The 16,881-nt window shown below is 66.1% G+C and carries 17 protein-coding genes; 9 read left to right on the top strand and 8 right to left on the bottom strand.

Going from position 1 to position 16,881, the window contains the following annotated elements; all coding sequences use genetic code 11:
• Window positions 1–461 precede the first annotated feature (461 nt).
• The 7 genes from CXR42_RS19885 to CXR42_RS07895 form a co-directional block, all read right to left on the bottom strand.
• A complete protein-coding gene (locus CXR42_RS19885) occupies window positions 462–590 on the bottom strand; it encodes a hypothetical protein (RefSeq protein ID WP_281256721.1) in 129 nt (42 codons plus the stop codon).
• A 51-nt stretch (window positions 591–641) separates the two neighbouring features.
• Entirely contained in the window at window positions 642–1,352 is a 711-nt protein-coding gene (locus tag CXR42_RS07920) for an aspartate/glutamate racemase family protein (RefSeq protein ID WP_103256868.1), read from the bottom strand.
• Between the two features lie 2 nt (window positions 1,353–1,354).
• Window positions 1,355–2,107, bottom strand: coding sequence for an ABC transporter ATP-binding protein (locus tag CXR42_RS07915; protein WP_425444846.1), 753 nt, complete (start codon window positions 2,105–2,107; stop codon window positions 1,355–1,357).
• 3 nt (window positions 2,108–2,110) lie between these two features.
• Window positions 2,111–2,893 carry an ABC transporter ATP-binding protein gene (locus tag CXR42_RS07910; protein ID WP_103256867.1) on the bottom strand — a complete coding sequence of 261 codons (783 nt, stop codon included), beginning with the start codon at window positions 2,891–2,893 and terminating at the stop codon, window positions 2,111–2,113.
• Entirely contained in the window at window positions 2,890–3,861 is a 972-nt protein-coding gene (locus tag CXR42_RS07905; protein ID WP_103257095.1) for a branched-chain amino acid ABC transporter permease, read from the bottom strand. The genes CXR42_RS07910 and CXR42_RS07905 overlap by 4 nt, the downstream gene beginning before the upstream one ends.
• Before the next feature lie 49 nt (window positions 3,862–3,910).
• Window positions 3,911–4,780 carry a branched-chain amino acid ABC transporter permease gene (locus CXR42_RS07900; RefSeq protein WP_103257094.1) on the bottom strand — a complete coding sequence of 290 codons (870 nt, stop codon included), beginning with the start codon at window positions 4,778–4,780 and terminating at the stop codon, window positions 3,911–3,913.
• 87 nt (window positions 4,781–4,867) lie between these two features.
• Complete coding sequence (locus CXR42_RS07895; protein WP_103256866.1) at window positions 4,868–6,055, bottom strand: ABC transporter substrate-binding protein; 1,188 nt, start codon at window positions 6,053–6,055, stop codon at window positions 4,868–4,870.
• Between the two features lie 174 nt (window positions 6,056–6,229).
• Between CXR42_RS07895 and CXR42_RS07890 the strand changes: the two genes are divergently transcribed.
• The 6 genes from CXR42_RS07890 (at window position 6,230) to CXR42_RS07865 (ending at window position 13,419) form a co-directional block, all read left to right on the top strand.
• Entirely contained in the window at window positions 6,230–6,940 is a 711-nt protein-coding gene (locus tag CXR42_RS07890; protein ID WP_103256865.1) for a GntR family transcriptional regulator, read from the top strand.
• A gap of 125 nt (window positions 6,941–7,065) precedes the next feature.
• Window positions 7,066–8,856, top strand: coding sequence for a sensor histidine kinase (locus CXR42_RS07885; protein WP_219727923.1), 1,791 nt, complete (start codon window positions 7,066–7,068; stop codon window positions 8,854–8,856).
• Window positions 8,853–10,196, top strand: coding sequence for a sigma-54-dependent transcriptional regulator (locus CXR42_RS07880; RefSeq protein WP_103256863.1), 1,344 nt, complete (start codon window positions 8,853–8,855; stop codon window positions 10,194–10,196). The genes CXR42_RS07885 and CXR42_RS07880 overlap by 4 nt, the downstream gene beginning before the upstream one ends.
• Window positions 10,197–10,400: 204 nt before the next feature.
• Entirely contained in the window at window positions 10,401–11,378 is a 978-nt protein-coding gene (locus CXR42_RS07875; RefSeq protein ID WP_103256862.1) for a tripartite tricarboxylate transporter substrate-binding protein, read from the top strand.
• A 63-nt stretch (window positions 11,379–11,441) separates the two neighbouring features.
• Entirely contained in the window at window positions 11,442–11,906 is a 465-nt protein-coding gene (locus CXR42_RS07870) for a tripartite tricarboxylate transporter TctB family protein (protein WP_103256861.1), read from the top strand.
• 7 nt (window positions 11,907–11,913) lie between these two features.
• Window positions 11,914–13,419: a tripartite tricarboxylate transporter permease gene (locus tag CXR42_RS07865; protein ID WP_103256860.1), complete on the top strand. Its 1,506-nt coding sequence runs from the start codon at window positions 11,914–11,916 to the stop codon at window positions 13,417–13,419.
• Here CXR42_RS07865 and CXR42_RS07860 read toward each other — a convergent pair.
• On the bottom strand, window positions 13,416–14,312 hold the full coding sequence (locus CXR42_RS07860; protein WP_103256859.1) for a LysR family transcriptional regulator: 897 nt from the start codon (window positions 14,310–14,312) through the stop codon (window positions 13,416–13,418). The two genes, CXR42_RS07865 and CXR42_RS07860, sit on opposite strands and share 4 nt — an antisense overlap.
• Before the next feature lie 100 nt (window positions 14,313–14,412).
• On the opposite strand from CXR42_RS07860, the gene ygiD reads away from it, so the two are divergent.
• From ygiD to CXR42_RS07845, 3 genes are read left to right on the top strand one after another with little or no spacing between them, the layout of a single operon-like run.
• Window positions 14,413–15,240 (top strand): 4,5-DOPA-extradiol-dioxygenase, encoded by an 828-nt coding sequence (gene ygiD / locus CXR42_RS07855; protein WP_103256858.1) that lies wholly within the window; start codon window positions 14,413–14,415, stop codon window positions 15,238–15,240.
• 1 nt (window position 15,241) lies between these two features.
• A complete protein-coding gene (locus tag CXR42_RS07850) occupies window positions 15,242–16,201 on the top strand; it encodes a glutathione S-transferase family protein (protein WP_103256857.1) in 960 nt (319 codons plus the stop codon).
• Window positions 16,202–16,259: 58 nt separating this feature from the next.
• Complete coding sequence (locus tag CXR42_RS07845) at window positions 16,260–16,871, top strand: SRPBCC family protein (protein ID WP_103256856.1); 612 nt, start codon at window positions 16,260–16,262, stop codon at window positions 16,869–16,871.
• Window positions 16,872–16,881 lie beyond the last annotated feature (10 nt).

The following is a 16,881-nucleotide window of genomic DNA, read 5'->3' as shown; positions in this document are numbered from 1 at the left end:
CTGGAGACCCCGGTTCCGCTGGCCGATCATCACTAAGTCTAAGCTTTCGCCTCTGGCATTCCTGACGCTCGATGCCTCGATCTGGCAAAAGGCGCGGGCCAATCAGGCCCCGCGAACTTACATCCTGTGCCGCAGCAAAAAGGTTGTTGATCTCTCGGTCCTTGCCGCCCGATCGGTCAGCCATGTGCTCAGCCTGCGCAAGCTGCGACAGATCATGCCCGATTCCGTGCCTGTCATCGTGCTGGGGCCTCTGGCCGTCGATGCCAAAACAGGGAAACGACCTTGGCCGGGGGCTGCGATGAGTCTCCAGTCGACCCGATGGTTCTGGTCCTGCGCACCAAAGATATCAACGCCCTGATCGGCGATTGAGCGACGCCACTGGAAGCACGGTCGGCACCCCTCGCCATCTTGACTTCTCTGTCGCGGTAAAATCGCAATGGACAAATATGCAGCCTGCTCGCTCAACCCACGCCAGCCAGGCTGCGCGTCCGCAAGGCCAGTTCCGTCGCCGTCACATGCGGCGCCACCACATCGTCGGCCCCCAGGTCGAAGGCAATCGCGGCATCCTCGGCCTCGGCCGCGCGGCCCACCACGCAGACTGCCGATGAGACGGCGGTCGCCGGTCCGGCGGGCGGCGGGCCTCAGGCCGTTGCGCGCAGTTTGTGCTGCGGGGTGGGGGCATAGCCGCCACGCCGCGAGGTTCGCAGGCCCAGTCCCACCAGCGCCTCGGCCAGTCGGACGGCGCAGGACACCCCGTCCAGGACGGGCAGGCCGTGGTCCGCAGCCAGCCGGTCGGCAAGGTCGGCCATCCCCGCACAGCCCAGGACGATCGCCTCGGCCCGGTCCTCGGCGACTGCGCGACCGATCTCGGCGCTGATCCGGTTGCAGGCGTCCGAGCCGGCATGTTCCAGTTCCAGCACCGCCACCTCGGACGACCGCACCCGGGCACAGCGCGTCGCCAGTCCGTACTTGTGCAGGTTATGCTCCAGCGCCGGGACCGACCGCGCCAGCGTGGTCACGACCGAAAACTTGTTCGAAAGCATCGAGGCAAAGTGGTAGGCCGCCTCGCCGATCCCGATCACCGGGCGGTCGGTCAGGCAGCGCGCCGCGTCAAGGCCGGTGTCGTCGAAGCAGGCGATGATCACCGCGTCGAAGCCGGGCGTCGTCTGGATGACGTGCAGGAGGCCCGGAACCGACAGCGCCTCGTCGTAATACCCTTCAATCGAGACCGGGCCGCCCAGCGGGTTGACCGCGATGACCTCGGTCCCCGGGCTTGCGACACGGCGGGCGGCGTGGCCGATCTTTTCGGTCATCGAGGCGGTGGAGTTCGGGTTGATCACCAATAGGCGCATGTTCAGAGGTCTCCACCAAGGTAGGCGGCCTTGATCCGATCGTCGTGCATCAGGTCTTTGGAAATGCCGGACAGGACGACCTGCCCGGTGGACATGGCATAGGCGCGGTTCGAGATCGACAGCGCCATGCGGCTGTTCTGTTCGACCAGAAGCACCGAGACACCTTCGTCGCGGCTGATCGACACGATGGCGCGGGCGATGTCCTGTACCAGTTTCGGCGCGATCCCCAGCGAGGGTTCGTCCAAAAGGAGCAACTTCGGTTTGGCCATCAGCGCGCGGCCGATCACCATCATCTGCTGCTCGCCGCCCGACAGTGTGCTGGCCTGCTGGTTGAAGCGTTCCTTCAGGCGCGGAAAACGGGTCAGGATGCTGTCCAGCGTCTGTTCGATCCCCTGCTTGTCGGTGCGGGTGAAGGCCCCCATCAGAAGGTTGTCCTTCACGCTCATCAGCGGGAACACGCGGCGGCCTTCCGGCACCATCGCGATGCCGCGCTTCACGATCTCGGCCGCCGGACGGCCGTCGATCCGGTCGCCGAGATAGCTGATCGACCCGCTCTTGATCTTCCGCAGCCCGGTAATGGCCCGCAGGATCGAGGATTTCCCCGCCCCGTTCGCGCCGATCAGGGCCACCGTTTCACCCTCCATCAGCTCGATCGACACGCCTTTCAGCGCATAGACGTGGTCGTAATACAGCTCGACATTGTCGAAGCTGAGCATCTTTTTGGCCGGTTCCAGTTGGGTCGCTGTCTGGGTCATGTCCTACATCCCGATGGCGGCGTCTTCGCTGCCCAGATAGGCCTCGATCACGCGGGGGTTGGCCTGGATTTCGGCAGGCGTGCCCTCGGCGATCTTTTCGCCGAAGTTGATGCAGACGATCCGGTCGCTGATCTTCATCACCGCCGGCATGTCGTGTTCGACGAGCAGGACCGTCAGCCCCCGCTCGTCGCGCAGGCGGCGCACCATGGCGACCATCCGCATTGTTTCGTCATGGTTCATCCCGGCAAAGGGTTCGTCCAGCAGGATGATCTCGGGGTGCGTCGCCAGACCGATGGCCATTCCCAGGGCGCGCAAGTGGCCTTGCGGCAGGTTCGATGCCGTCTCGTTGCGGATCGCCTGCAGCCCCAGGAAGTCAATGATGTCGTCGGCGGACTTGCCGAACTCGGCCTCATCCGCCTTGGCCTGGCCGGTTCCCAAGAAGAACCCCAGAAGCGACGCCTTCGACCGCAGGTGATGCGAGACGATGACATTTTCCCGCACGGTCATCGACTTGAAGATCGTCGTTTCCTGAAACGTCCGCACCACCCCCAGCCGCGCCACCTTGTGCGGCGGCAGGCCGGAGATTTTCGTTCCCTTGTAGATCACCTCCCCGGTCGTCGGCGTGACGAACCCGGCGATCTGCTTGAACAGGGTGGATTTCCCCGCCCCGTTCGGCCCGATCACCGACAGGATCTCCTGCGGGGCGACGTCGAAGCTGATGTCGTTGTTGGCCGTCAGCCCGCCATAACGCTTGGTGACGCCCTTCACTTGCAGGATCGGGGTCATTTCCGGCCCTCCTTCTTGTCCAGTAGGCTGAGGACCCCGTTCGGCAAGACCAGCATCAGGGCGATCAGCGCGCCGGAGTAGATGAGCAACTGATATTCCCGGGCGATGGAGAGCAGGTCCCAGCCGAAGTACAGCAGCAGCGTCCCCAGCATCGGCCCGAAGACGTAGCCCAGCCCGCCAAGGAAGCAGTAAAGCATGAAGTTCACGCTATCCTGCACCACGAAGGACGACGGGTAGATCGACTGCGAGATGGCGACAAAGATCGCCCCGGCCAGCCCGCCGAAGAACGAGGAGATGGCATAGGCCAGCACCCGCAGCATCGCGGTGTTGACACCGATGGAGGCGGACAGTTCCTCGTTCTGTTGCAGCGACCGGCACAGGTGGCCAAGGCGCGAGTTCACGATGCGCCAGAGGACCAGGTAGGTCAGCACCATCAGCAGCGCAGCCATCAGGTAGAAGGCAAGCTTCGGGTTCTCCAGCGTGGCGAAGTCCGGGATGATGGTCAGGCCGAAGATCGACAACTCGCCCGGCAGCGGGATCGAGGTGATCCCCTTCGCGCCGTTGGTGATGGGCAGGGCGAGGGCGGTCAGGCGGGCAACCTCGGTCAGGACCAGCGTGACCATCGCGAAGTAGACGCCCCGCAGCCGCAGGATCGGCAGGCCGATCCCCACGGATACCAGCGCGCAGAAGATGCCGGCCAGCGGCAGCGTCAGCCAGAAGCTGACCCCGTACTGCGTCATCAGGACGGCCGAGACATAGCCCCCCATCAGCGCATAGGCGCCCTGGCCGATGTTGATGCGGCCGATGTAGAAGGTCAGCCAGACCCCCGCCGCAGCCACCGACAACAGGGCCACCGAGGTGAGCGTGTAGTAGAAGTCCCACCGGCCGCTCAGGCCGATGATGACCGGCACCAGGACGAAGACCGCCAGCAGGAAGGTCCCGATCCCCAGGATGCGTGACATGGACATGGCGCTGCCTTTGACGATGGGGGTGGATTGCGTTTGATCGGTCATGGTCTCAACCCCAGGGCTTGCCCATCAGGCCCTGCGGCCGGATGGCGAGGAAGATCATCAGCGTCACGAAGATCACCAGGTAGGTGACATCGCCATAAGCGGCGAGAAGGGTCAGGCCCACGGACTCCATCATCCCCAGGATGAACCCGCCGGCGATGGCACCCGAGATGACGCCCGCCCCGCCGATCATGATCATCAGGAACGCCTTGACCGAGGTCGGCCCGCCCATCCCCAAGTTGATCCCGGTGATCGTCACCAGAAGCCCGCCGACCAGCCCGGCCAGCATCGCACCCAAGGCAAAGCCGATCATCGAATAGCGGTCGACATCCACGCCCATCAGCTGCGCGGCGACCCGGTCCTGCGCCAAGGCGCGCATCGCGCGGCCGGTGCGGGAGTATTGCATGAACAGGATGAAGCCCACGATCAGCGCCACGGCCAACGCGGCGATCAGGATGCGGTCATAGGGCATGATCAGCCGCATGTCCCAGTTGAACACGCCGTCCACCACCTTGGGCACGCCGCGCTGCTTTTCGCCGAACAGCAGCAGGATCACCGCGTCCAGGAAAAAGGCGATACCCGCTGCCAGAAGCATCGTGGACTCGTCGCGTTTCGAGCGTCGGATGACCGGACGGAACAGGAATTTCTCGATCAGCGCGCCCATCACCGCCAGCACGACGGCCGAGGCGATCAGGCCCACGATGAAGGGCAGGCCCAACTGGGCGACCACGGTATAGGTCACGAACCCGCCGAAGACGTACATCTGCCCATGGGCAAAGTTCAGCACGTTCATCAGCGAGAAGATCAGGGTCAGGCCCAGCGCGATCAGGGCGTATTGCGCGCCCAGATACAGGCCGTTGGCAAGGATCTGTTCCATCGGGGGGTCCTTTGCGACAAAGACAGCGGGGCCCAGACCGGGGAGCAAGCCCGGGCCCTGCATGCAACCATGAGACGTCGTGAGGTCTTAGTCGACCTGGGCGACGAACAGGGTCTCGAACTTGCCGTCCTTGAACTCGTTCACCACCAGCGGGACCGAAACCTGGCGCTTCTGGCCGAACGAGGTGGTGCCGACATAGGTCAGCTTCGCGTCACCGACCATGAAGGGGTTCGGGGCCTCGAAGGCGTCCATCGTGGTCTTGAACTCTTCGACATTGTCGATCGCTGCCGGGTTCGCCTTCAGCGTCTCGATGATGTATTCCAGCGCGTAGACCTTGGTGTTCGACTCGTCGTTGTATTCGCCGAACATGTCCGTGTAGCGCTGCACGAATTCCTTCATCGTGTCGCTGGCAAGCTCGGGCGTCGAGGCCCCGCCGACGGAGATGAAGCCGTTCGCCAACTCGCCCGCGCCTTCCGCCAGCACCGCCGCATCCTGCGCCGTTTCGGTCGAGATGAGCCCGGTATAGCCCAGTTCCCGGGCCGAGCGGATCAGCTGCGGCGCGTTGGCAGGCGAGACACCCGACAGGACCAGAAGGTCCGGCGCGGTCTGGATCACCGGCAGCAGGACCGGCGTGAAGTCAGTAGTGTCCATCTGGTAGGTCACCGTGTCGGACACGACCTCAAGCCCCAGCTCACGGGCCGCGGCAGCACCCGAGTCACGCTGGCTCAGCGGGTCGGACTCGTTGCCGGCGATGAAGGCAACCTTCTTCACGCCCTTGTTTTCCATCAGGTATTTATAGATCGCCGGACCCGACTGGTAGTTCGCCACCATCCCGAGAATCGCGTTCGATGCGGGGGCGACATAAAGTTCCTTCGGGAAGGCATAGGGGAAATACATGATCCCGTTCTGCTCGGCCACCGGGCGGACGGCGGCGGCGCCGTCATCGACGTTCGGGCCGACGACATAGTGGATGCCGTCCTGCGCCATCTTTTCCATGCCCGCGATCGCGCGCTTGGGGTCTTTCTGGTCGTCGAAGGGGACGATCTCGATGTCATAGGTGGTGTCGCCGATCTGGACCCCGCCCAGCTCGTTCAGCCAGGCCGCGCGGGCCTCCATCGAGCGCTGGTTGGAAATCCCCCAGGCCGCCGCCGGACCCGAGGTCACGCCGACAAAGCCGATCTTCAGCTTGGCATTCTCGGCCCAGGCGGCTGTCGACGCCGCGACGGCCAAAGCCAGCGACAACCCGGTCGTCGCAAGGAAAAAGCGTCTCTTCATGGTGGTGCTCCCTGTTGTCAGTCCGCGGAATTCAAGTCCGGGCAAGTCGATTGACGGACGTGCTGACACGATTGTCAACAAAAATGTTCCCGATGGTTCACGGAATGCCTCTTGATGGGCGCAGTTATTCCCCTGTAGCGTGGAAACCAAGCAGTCTTGGAACAGGCACCTGGCATGAGCACCCTCGGCACCGCTGCCGAAGCGGACCTTCGCGACGACGAACTTGGGGAGGAAGAGATCGTCGAGCGAATCTTCGAGGCGATCATCGACCAGCGCCTGCCGCCCGGCACGAAGCTGTCCGAAGCCGCCCTGTGCGAGGCGTTTGGGGTCGGCCGGATGCGGATCCGGCAAAGCCTTCTGTTGTTGGCCAGCCGCGAAGTCGTGGACCTTCTGCCGAATCGCGGCGCCTTTGTCGCCTCGCCTACAGCCGAGCAGGCCCGCGAAGTGTTCGAGGCCCGTTTGATGATCGAGCCGAACGTGGCGCGGCTGGCGGCGGAACGTGCGACGGATGAGAATCTTGCCGCGATCCAGCGGCACCTTCGGTTGGAACACGAGGCCCACCACAGCAACAAGCGCCGCGATGCGATCCGGCTGTCCGGCCAGTTTCATGTGCTGCTGGCCGAAATTGCCGACAATGCGGTCGCGCTGCGGATGGTCAAGGAACTGGTCACCCGCACCTCGCTGATCATTGGCATTTTCGGCAGCCCCGGCGTCTCGAACTGCCGCGACGAGGACCATGACGAGATCTATGACGCCTTCCGCCGACGCGACACCGAGGCGGCGTCGCGGCTGATGGCCGACCATCTGCGCCACATCGAACAGCACCTGGAACTGACGGACCCGGCCGAAGGGGTCAGCGACCTGGTGGCAATCTTCCGCAAATAGCGGCAGCGCGGCATCCGTCCGCCTGGGCCGCCGCCAATGGCGGCCGGAATGGCAGCCGCCGTTGATTTCCCTTTCCCGTCGTGGCCCCGGGCATGATAATTGCTCGGCCGGGGCAGGGGGGCCAGATGACAGGCAGGTGGAAAGGCTTGGCATGGGGGGCCATCGCAGTCGCGGTGGCGGTCCTTATGCTGGGGGTCGAGCGTGTCGCCACCCGCAACGCCCTGGGCGAGGGGCAGGTCCGCGCCGAAACGACATTGCGTCAGACCGTTAACGCGCTGGAGGGGCATCTGCGGCGCTTTGAGGCGTTGCCCGCCCTGCTGGCCCGCAACGACAACATCCGCGCGGCTCTGGCAGCACCAGACGATGCGGGGCGGATCGCGGCCCTGAACCGCTGGCTGGACGAGACCAATACGCTGGTCGAAGCCTCGGACCTTTATCTGATCGACCTGACGGGGACGACAATCGCGGCCTCGAACCACGCCCGCCCCGACAGTTTCATCGGCCAGAACTTCTCGTACCGGCCGTATTTCACTGCGGCAAGGGATGGGGCCAGCGGCCATTTCTTCGCGTTGGGCACGACCTCGGGTGTGCGCGGCTACTACTTCGCCTCGCCGGTGCGCGGCAGTCGCGGGGCCATTGCCGGGGTGCTGGCACTGAAGATCGGTGTGGACGAGATCGAGGCCGGCTGGGTCGCGCGCGATTATCGCATCCTGGTGACCGACCCCGACGGGATCGTGTTCATGTCCACCGATCCCGTCTGGCTGTATCACAGCCTGCTGCCGCTGACGGCGGACCAGATCGCCCGGATCGCCGCCTCGCGCCGCTATGCCGAGGCCGGGCTCAGCGTCCTGGCGACCCAGCGGGTGCGCTCGGGCAAGGTCGATCTGCTGCAACTTGTCGATGGCAACGGGACAGAGCGGGAATATGTGATGACCGCGCGCGAGATGCCGCAAGCGGGCTGGACGGTGCGCGTCTTGCTGGAAACCGCGCCCTTGCGGGCACAGGCGCGGCTTGCGGTCGCCGCGTTCGGGCTGCTTCTGGCCGTGGCGCTGCTGCTGGGCTGGACGGTCTGGCAACGCCGCGCGCGGCTGGCTGAACGGCTGGCGATCCAGGCCACGGCCCAGGCCGACCTGGAACGCCAGGTGGCCGAGCGCACCGCCGACCTGACCCGCGCCAATGACGACCTCCACCGGATGCAGGCCGATCTTGTGCAGGCCGGCAAGCTGGCGGCGCTGGGCCGGATGTCGGCGGCGCTAAGCCACGAGATCAACCAGCCGCTCGCCGCCGCCCGGAACTATGCCGACAGCGCCGGCCTTCTGATCGATCGGGGCGACCTGCCACGCGCGCGAGAGAACATCGGTCAGATCCTGACCCTGATCGACCGCATGGCCGCCATCGCCCGCCATCTGCGCAACGTCGCCCGAAAGCCGAACGAGCCGCTGAAGATCGTCGACCTTGCCGCCGTCGTGCAGGATGCGCTGGCCATTGCCCAGGGTCGGCTGACGGCGGCGGGGGCTAGGGTCTCGGTCGCCCTGCCCGCCGACCTGCCCTTGGTCCAGGGCGGCCCGGTGCGGCTGCAACAGGTGCTGGTCAACGTTCTGTCCAACGCCGCCGACGCGGTCGAGGGCACCGCCGACCGCCGGATCGACATCAGCGCCCAGGCCCAGGGTGACGAGGTGACGTTACAGGTCCACGACCATGGCCCCGGCGTCGCCCCGGCCATTGCCGATCGCATCTTCGACCCGTTCTTCACCACAAAGCAGGTCGGCTCGGGCCTCGGGCTGGGGCTGTCGATCAGCTATAACATCATGCAGGATTTCCAGGGCGACCTGCGCGTCGCAAACCATCCGCAGGGCGGGGCGGTGTTCAGCCTGGTCCTGCGCCCCGCGCGGGCCGGGGCGTTGGCGGCCGAATGAAACAGACCGTCCTCCTGATCGACGACGACGAGGCGATGCGCCGGTCCACCGAACAGGCGCTGGAACTGGCGGACTTCACGGTCCAGTCCTTTGCCAGCGCCGAGGCCGCCCTGCCGCTGATCGGGCCCGGTTTTACGGGCGCGGTGATCTCGGACATCCGGATGCCCGGTCTGGACGGGATGAGCCTTCTGGAACGCCTGACCTTGGCCGACCGCGACCTGCCGGTGATCCTGATCACCGGCCACGCCGAGGTCAGCCTTGCGGTCGAGGCGATGCGGCGCGGGGCCTATGACTTCATCGAGAAACCCTTTGCCATCCAGCCCCTGGCCGCCGTGCTGCGCCGCGCGCTTGACCATCGGGCCCTGGTGATCGAGAACCGCCGCCTGCGCGCCGTCGCGGGCCAGCGCGACGACCTGGAGGCGCGGCTGCCCGGCCGCAGCCCCGCCGTCATCGACCTGCGGCGCCTGGTCCGCACCCTTGGCCCGTCCGAGGCCGATGCCCTGATCACCGGGCCGACCGGCGCGGGCAAAGAGGTCGTGGCCCAGGCCATGCACGACCTGTCGCCGCGCGCGGGCCGCCCCCTTATCGCGATCAACTGCGCCGCGCTTCCAGCGCAACTGATCGAGTCCGAGCTTTTCGGTCACGAGGCCGGCGCCTTCCCCGGTGCTTTGCGGCCGCGCTTCGGCCGCTTTGAACATGCGCGCGGCGGCACGATCCTGTTGGACGAGATCGGGTCGATGCCGCTGGACCTGCAAGCCCGGCTGCTGCGTGTCTTGCAGGACCGGGTCATCACCCGGCTGGGGTCGAACGACCCCATCGCGCTGGATGTCCGGTTCCTTGCCACTTCCAAGGCCGACCTGGCGCAGGCCGCCGTTGCCGGGACGTTCCGCCAGGATCTTCTTTACCGCCTTGCTGTCGCCACCATCCGCGTTCCGCCGCTTGCCGGCCGGCGCGAGGATATCCCGCTGCTTTTCCTGCAGCTTGTGCGCGAAGCCGCTGCGCGCCACAGCGTCCCCGACCGCACCCCCGAACCCGAGCTTCTGGCCCAGCTTTCCGCCCGCGACTGGCCCGGCAACGTGCGTGAATTGCGCAATGCCGCCGACCGCTTCGTCCTGGGCCTTGACTGGATGGAGGGGGCAGGCCCGGAAGCCCCGCGCCTGGCCGACCGCGTCGCGGGGTTCGAGCGCAGCGTGATCGCCGGGGCCATCGCCGCGCATCGCGGGCATCTGCGCAAGGTCTACGAATCGCTCGGGATCAGCCGCAAGACCCTGTACGAGAAGATGCAGAAGCACGGTCTGGACCGCCGCCTGATCGTCGACGGGGACGACGCCGAGGGGTAGCCTGCCCACGATGGGTGGAAATCCACCCATGCTTCGGCGCGGGTTGGGGCGATTTCCACCCAACTCCACGCGTCCAGCACGCGAAAGCCGTCCACTCATGACGACTTTGCTTTGCCACGTGGGCAAAACCGGCGCCCCCATGCTCTCAGCCCGCGCGGAGGAGGAAGCCGCGCGGGGACACCAAGCGACGTCTGGGAGGACTTCATGGCACTGACATCGAAACTCGCCGGCCTTGCCGCCGGCGCGGTCCTGACCGCATCCGCCGCCTTCGCGCAGACCTACCCCGAACGCCAGATCACCATGGTGGTCCCGTTTTCGGCCGGGGGGCCGACCGACACCGTGGGTCGCCTGATCGCCGAACGCATGTCGGCCGACCTTGGCCAGCAGATCATCGTCGAAAACGTCGGTGGGGCAGGCGGCACCCTGGGCGCGGGCAATGTCGCCAGCGCCGAAGCGGACGGCTATACGATCCTTCTGCATCACATCGGCATGGCGACCAGCGCCACGCTCTATCGCAACCTGGCCTACAACACGACCGAAGCCTTCGAGTATGTCGGCCTTGTGACTGAAGTTCCGATGACCATCGTCGCCCGCAAGGACTTCGAGCCGGCCGACTTCGCCTCGCTGATCAGCTACGTCAAGGAAAACGCCGACACGATCACGATGGCCAATGCCGGGATCGGCGCGGCCTCGCATCTGTGCGGGATGCTGTTCATGCAGGCGGTCGAGGCCCCCATCGTGACCGTCCCGTACAAGGGCACCGGCCCGGCGATGACGGAACTTCTGGGTGGCCAGATCGACATCATGTGCGACCAGACCACCAACACGACCGAGCAGATCAAGGGCGGCACGATCAAGGCCTATGCCGTGACCTCGCCCGCGCGGCTTGAAATTTTCCCGGACCTTCCGACCGTGGCCGAAGGCGGGCTTCCGGGCATGGAAGTGTCGATCTGGCACGGCCTTTATGCCCCCAAGGGCACCCCGCCCGAAGTGGTCGAGCGTTTGTCGGCCGCGCTGCAATCCGCGCTGGCCGATCCGGGCATCGCCGAAAAGCTGGCCGAACTGGGCACCGCCCCGTCGCCCGCCGCTGACGCAACCCCCGCCGCGCTGAAAGCCAAGCTTGAAGCCGAGATTGCCCGCTGGAAGCCGGTCATCGAAACGGCTGGCGTTTACGCCGACTGACGACGTCGGGGGGCGCGACCTGCGCCCCCCTTCATTCTGGCGAGGGGGAGGCGCCAAGCTACCATGAAGAACATCACCATCGACTGGACCGACGCGCTTGCGGGGATCCTGTTCATCCTGTTCGGCCTGCTGTTCGGCGTGCAGTCTCTGGGGCTGGAGATCGGCACCGCCTTCCGTATGGGCCCGGGCTATTTCCCGCTGGTCTTGTCCGGCATCTTGATCCTTCTGGGCCTAGCCATCATTGCCAGCGCGATCCACGACCGTGGCAGCGAGGCGATCGGCACGTTGGCCTGGCGCGGGGCCTTCTTCATCCTTCCGGCCCCCATCTTCTTTGGCCTCACCGTGCGCGGCCTGGGCTTCGTGCCGGCGATCTTCCTGACCACGCTGATCGCGGCGCTGGCCTCGTTCAAGATGCGCCCGCACTCGGCGCTTCTCCTCGCTGCCGCGGTCACCGTCTTTGCGACCCTCGTCTTTTCCTACGGCCTGGGCCTGCCGTTCCGCCGTTTCGGCCCCTGGCTTCCGTTCTGAGGCGCATATGGACCTGATTTCCAACCTCTCCCTCGGCTTCGCCACCGCAGCCTCGCCCGAGAACCTGTTCTTCTGCCTGATCGGCGTGATCCTGGGCACCCTGATCGGCGTCTTGCCGGGCATCGGCGCGACCGCGACCATCGCGATGCTTTTGCCGATCACCTTCCAGTTGGAGCCGGTCTCGTCCCTCATCATGCTGGCCGGGATCTACTACGGCGCGCAGTATGGCGGGTCGACCACGGCGATCCTGATCAACATGCCGGGCGAAAGCTCCTCTGCCGTGACCGCCATCGACGGCTACCAGATGGCGCGCAAGGGCAAGGCCGGGACCGCGCTGGCCGTGGCCGCGCTGGGGTCGTTCTTCGCGGGCACCGTGGCCACGCTTCTGGTCGCGCTTTTCGCCCCGCCCCTGACCACCATCGCCCTGAAATTCGGCGCGGCCGAGTATTTCAGCCTGATGGTCCTGGGCCTCGTCTCGGCCATCGCCCTTGCCCATGGCTCGATCCTGAAGGCCCTCGCCATGGTCGTCCTGGGCCTGATCCTGGGCCTGGTCGGCACCGACATCTACACCGGAGCCCCGCGCTTTACCTTCGGCATCACGGAATATGCCGACGGGCTTAGCTTCGTCGCCCTGGCGGTCGGCGTCTTCGGCATCGCCGAGATCCTGCGCAATCTGGAAGGCGAGCAGGACCGCACCGTCCTGGGCACCAAACTTGGCGGCCTTTTCCCCTCACGCCAGGATCTGAAACGCATGGTCGCCCCCATGCTGCGCGGGACCGCCATCGGCTCGGTCCTGGGCATCCTGCCGGGCGGGGGCGCGGTGCTGGCCTCCTTCGCGTCCTACACCGTCGAAAAGCGCATCTCCGACCACCCTGAGGAGTTTGGCCAGGGCGCCATCGCCGGGGTTGCAGGCCCTGAATCCGCCAACAACGCGGGCGCGCAGACCAGCTTCATCCCGCTTCTGACCCTGGGCATCCCGGCAAACCCGGTCATGGCGCTGATGGTGGGCGCAATGATCATCCAGGGCATCGTCCCCGGCCCCAATGTCGCCAGCGAACAGCCCGAGCTTTTCTGGGGCATCATCGCCAGCATGTGGATCGGCAACCTGATGCTGGTGATCCTGAACCTGCCGCTGATCGGGCTTTGGGTGAAGCTTCTGAAAGTGCCCTACCACGTCCTTTTCCCGATCATCATGGCCTTCTGTTCCATCGGGGTCTATTCGGTGAACTCGAACGTCTACGACCTCTACGCCGTCGCCTTCTTCGGCCTCATGGGCTATGCGCTGCTGAAACTGCGCTGCGAACCCGCGCCGCTGCTGCTGGGCTTCGTCCTTGGCCCGATGCTTGAGGAGAACCTGCGCCGGGCGATGATCCTGGGGCGCGGCGATCCGACGGTCTTTGTCACCCGGCCGATCAGCCTGACGCTGCTTCTGCTGACCGTCGCGGTGCTGGTCGTCATGCTTCTGCCCGCGATCCGCAAGAAGCGGGACGAGGTCTTTGTCGAAGCCGACTAAAGCAGGTCCGTCTGCCGCAGGTCGGCGGCCGCAAAGTCGATCAGCGCGCGGATCTTGCGCGGCAGGACGCGGCCTTCCAGCCAGACCGCCCCAAGGGGGCTGGTCTCGCCCGGAAGGTCGGCCAGCACCGGCACCACCAGCCCCGCCGCCAGGGCGTCGCGTGCCGCAAAGCGGGGCGCATAGGCAAGGCCCTGGCCCTTGCCTGCCAGTTCCACCGCCGCGCGGGCCGAGTTCACCTGGAACCGCCCCCGCACCGTCACCGCCTGAACCGCCCCCTCGGCGCCAAAACTCCAGCGCCGGGGGGTGCGGCGGTTCAGGTCCAGGATGCAGTCATGCGCCGTCAGGTCAGCCGGGGCCGCCGGCACCCCGCGCCGCGCCAGATAGTCGGGGCTTGCCACCAGGACCGACCTGAAGCTGCCCAGCTTGCGCAGCTTCAGGGACTGCGTCTCGGTCCGGCCCAGACGGAACGCCAGATCGATCCCCTCGGCCGCAAGGTCGACATGCCGGTCGTCCAACCGCAGATCGAAGCCCAGGCCCGGATGCAGCCGGGCGAAACGCTCCAGCATCCCCGCGACCCAGATCTCGCCAAACGACACCGAGGCCGAGACCCGGATCACCCCCTGGAACCCTTTCGACCCTTCCGAAACCTCGGCAATCAGCGCGTCCAGATCGTCCAGCAGGGCAGGGGCGCGGGCCAGCAAATCCGCGCCCGAAGGTGTCAGCCCGACCTTGCGGGTTGTCCGCTGCAACAGCCGCACGCCCAGCCGCCCCTCCAGCTCGGCCACGTATTTCGAGGTCAGGCGGTTCGACACCCCCAACTGCTCTGCCGCCGCGGTAAAGGACCCGGTCTGCGCCGTGGCGACGAAAGCCTTCAACTGGTCGATCAGGTCCATATTCGGAACGCCATGTAGATAGTCATTCCACAAAGTCCCCGTTTCATGCTGAAGCGTCAAGGCGTAAGGTCTGGCCATGCCACCCGCGAAAGGACCGACCATGAGCGCGATCACCGACCTGCACCGCCTGCGCGACCGGCTGAAGCCCTCGGCCCGGATGCCCGTGGTGTTTCTGGGCCATGGCAGCCCGATGAACGCGGTGGAGGATACGCCCTATAGTCGCGCCTGGACCGCGCTGGGCCAAAGCCTGCCGCAGCCCGCCGCGATCCTGGTCGTCTCGGCCCACTGGATGACGCGGGGCACGACGCTGGTCGATGTCTCGGCCCTGCCCAAGACGATCCACGATTTCTACGGCTTTCCCGACACGCTCTATGCGATGGACTACCCCGCCCCCGGCGCGCCGGACCTTGCGCGCGAGGTTTCGACCCTGCTGGCCAGCCACCATTCCGACACCGACGACACCTGGGGCCTGGACCATGGGGCCTGGACGGTGCTGCGGTTCCTCTATCCGCAGGCCAATGTGCCGGTGTTCCAGGTCTCGATCGACATGGGTCGCGGGCTGGAGCATCAGTTGGAGGTCGGTCGCACCCTGTCGCAACTGCGCGACCGGGGCGTGCTGATCCTGGGCTCGGGCAACGTGGTCCACAACCTGCGCGCCATGCGCTTTGGCGGCCAGCCGCTGGACTTCGCGTTGGAGTTCGACCAGCTGTTCGCCAGCCGCCTGCAGGACCGCAACCTGGCCTCGCTGGCCGACCGTGATGCGCTGGGCAGCCTGCTGCGCATGGCCCATCCGACGGTCGATCACTACATGCCGGCGCTGACCATCGCCGGAACCTCGGACGACCGGGACCAGTTGACCTTCATGACAGATGCGATCGATCTGGGCTCGGTGTCCATGCGGTCCTTCGTGTTTCACCAGGGGGCTTGAGATGCTTGTCGATGGAAAATGGACGGCCGATTGGCAACCGGTGCAGAAGGCCGACGAGAAGGGCCGTTTCGTGCGCCAGACCTCGACCTTCCGCAACTGGATCACGCCGGATGGCAGCCCCGGCCCGACGGGGCAGGGCGGTTTCGCGGCCGAAGCCGGGCGCTATCGCCTCTATGTCGCGCTGATCTGCCCCTGGGCCTCGCGCGCGCTGATGGCGCTGGCGCTGAAGAGGTTGGCGGGGCTGATCCCGGTGACGGTGCTGAACCCCACCCTCGGCCCGCAAGGGTGGGAGTTTGGCGGCTATCCCGGTGCCGACGCCGATCCGCTGTTCGGCGTGCAATACCTGCACCAGATGTACACCCGCGCCGATCCGCAGATCAGCGGCCGGGCGACCGTGCCGGTCCTGTGGGACATGCAGCGGAACGTCCTGGTGAATAACGAAAGCGCCGACATCGTGCGGATGCTGGACACCGCGTTCGAGCATCTTGCCCCGTCCGGCTTGCGGCTTTACCCGGCCGACCTGGCCGACGTGATCGACGCGCTGAACCAGCGGCTTTACGACCAACTGAACAACGGCGTCTACAAGGCCGGTTTCGCCCAAAGTCAGGCCGCCTATGACGAGGCCGTCGATGGCGTCTTTGCCATGCTGGACGAGCTGGAAGAGAGGCTGACCGGCGACTACCTGTTCGGGGACCGCCTGACCGAAACCGACATCCGCGCCTTTGTCACCCTGATCCGCTTTGACGCGGCCTATCACGGCATCTTCAAGACCAACCGCCGCCAGATCGCCGATTACCCCCGGCTTTCGGCCTATATGGCGCGCATCCTGCACCTGCCGGGAATCAGGGATACGGTCAGCCTCGACCACATCACGCGCGGCTATTACTCGATCAAGGCGCTGAACCCGACCGGCATCCGGCCGACCGGCCCGGCGCATGTCCACCGCCTGCTGAACGCCTGACGGAACAATCCGCACCCCCGCCGGTTCACCCCCCGGAACCGGCGGAAAGGATGCAGGCATGGCAGGGAAAAGCAGGGTAGGCTGGGTGATACTGGGCGGGGGCATCGCGGCGCTGGCCGTCCTCGCCTATGCCAATGCCGGCCAGAAACGGGGCAACCGCGACAGCGCCCCCGGCCACACCGCGCGCCGCCGCCGCTGGGGCGACTATGCCGTCGAGGCCTATACCGTCACCATCGCCCGCCCAGGATCCGAGCTTTACGCCTTCTGGCGCCGCTTCCAGAACCTGCCGCAGGTGATGGAGAACGTGGACAACATCACCGAGGACGGCGAGACGACGACCTGGACGATCCGCGCCCCGATGGGCCAGACGGTCGAGGTCAAGACCCGCATCGTCACCGACCAGCCCGATGAGGTCATTGCCTGGCGCTCGATTGAAGGGTCCGAGATCGACACCTCGGGCAAGGTCATGTTCGCCGACGCCCCCGCCGGGCGCGGCACGACCGTCACCGCGATCATCGCCTGGGACCCGCCCTTTGGCCCGCTGGGCCAGATCGTCGCCAAGGCTGCCGGTCGCGAACCGGCGATCCAGGCGCGGCATGAACTCAAGCGGTTCAAGATGCTTATGGAAACCGGCGAAATCGCCACGGCGCACCGCCGCCCCGCAGAATAAGGAGGCCGCA

The sequence above is a fragment of the Tabrizicola aquatica genome (assembly GCF_002900975.1).
Lineage (GTDB): Bacteria > Pseudomonadota > Alphaproteobacteria > Rhodobacterales > Rhodobacteraceae > Tabrizicola > Tabrizicola aquatica.
Note: the sequence above shows the minus strand (reverse complement) of the source record. Positions and strands in the feature narration are given on the sequence as shown.

Excerpts from the sequence above, each read along its gene's own strand:
- CXR42_RS07920 (WP_103256868.1), bottom strand. The coding sequence starts at position 1,352 with ATGCGCCTATTGGTGATCAACCCGAACTCCACCGCCTCGATGACCGAA.
- CXR42_RS07915 (WP_425444846.1), bottom strand. The coding sequence starts at position 2,107 with ATGACCCAGACAGCGACCCAACTGGAACCGGCCAAAAAGATGCTCAGC.
- CXR42_RS07910 (WP_103256867.1), bottom strand. The coding sequence starts at position 2,893 with ATGACCCCGATCCTGCAAGTGAAGGGCGTCACCAAGCGTTATGGCGGG.
- CXR42_RS07905 (WP_103257095.1), bottom strand. The coding sequence starts at position 3,861 with ATGTCCATGTCACGCATCCTGGGGATCGGGACCTTCCTGCTGGCGGTC.
- CXR42_RS07900 (WP_103257094.1), bottom strand. The coding sequence starts at position 4,780 with ATGGAACAGATCCTTGCCAACGGCCTGTATCTGGGCGCGCAATACGCC.
- CXR42_RS07895 (WP_103256866.1), bottom strand. The coding sequence starts at position 6,055 with ATGAAGAGACGCTTTTTCCTTGCGACGACCGGGTTGTCGCTGGCTTTG.
- CXR42_RS07890 (WP_103256865.1), top strand. The coding sequence starts at position 6,230 with ATGAGCACCCTCGGCACCGCTGCCGAAGCGGACCTTCGCGACGACGAA.
- CXR42_RS07885 (WP_219727923.1), top strand. The coding sequence starts at position 7,066 with ATGACAGGCAGGTGGAAAGGCTTGGCATGGGGGGCCATCGCAGTCGCG.
- CXR42_RS07880 (WP_103256863.1), top strand. The coding sequence starts at position 8,853 with ATGAAACAGACCGTCCTCCTGATCGACGACGACGAGGCGATGCGCCGG.
- CXR42_RS07875 (WP_103256862.1), top strand. The coding sequence starts at position 10,401 with ATGGCACTGACATCGAAACTCGCCGGCCTTGCCGCCGGCGCGGTCCTG.
- CXR42_RS07870 (WP_103256861.1), top strand. The coding sequence starts at position 11,442 with ATGAAGAACATCACCATCGACTGGACCGACGCGCTTGCGGGGATCCTG.
- CXR42_RS07865 (WP_103256860.1), top strand. The coding sequence starts at position 11,914 with ATGGACCTGATTTCCAACCTCTCCCTCGGCTTCGCCACCGCAGCCTCG.
- CXR42_RS07860 (WP_103256859.1), bottom strand. The coding sequence starts at position 14,312 with ATGGACCTGATCGACCAGTTGAAGGCTTTCGTCGCCACGGCGCAGACC.
- ygiD (WP_103256858.1), top strand. The coding sequence starts at position 14,413 with ATGAGCGCGATCACCGACCTGCACCGCCTGCGCGACCGGCTGAAGCCC.
- CXR42_RS07850 (WP_103256857.1), top strand. The coding sequence starts at position 15,242 with ATGCTTGTCGATGGAAAATGGACGGCCGATTGGCAACCGGTGCAGAAG.
- CXR42_RS07845 (WP_103256856.1), top strand. The coding sequence starts at position 16,260 with ATGGCAGGGAAAAGCAGGGTAGGCTGGGTGATACTGGGCGGGGGCATC.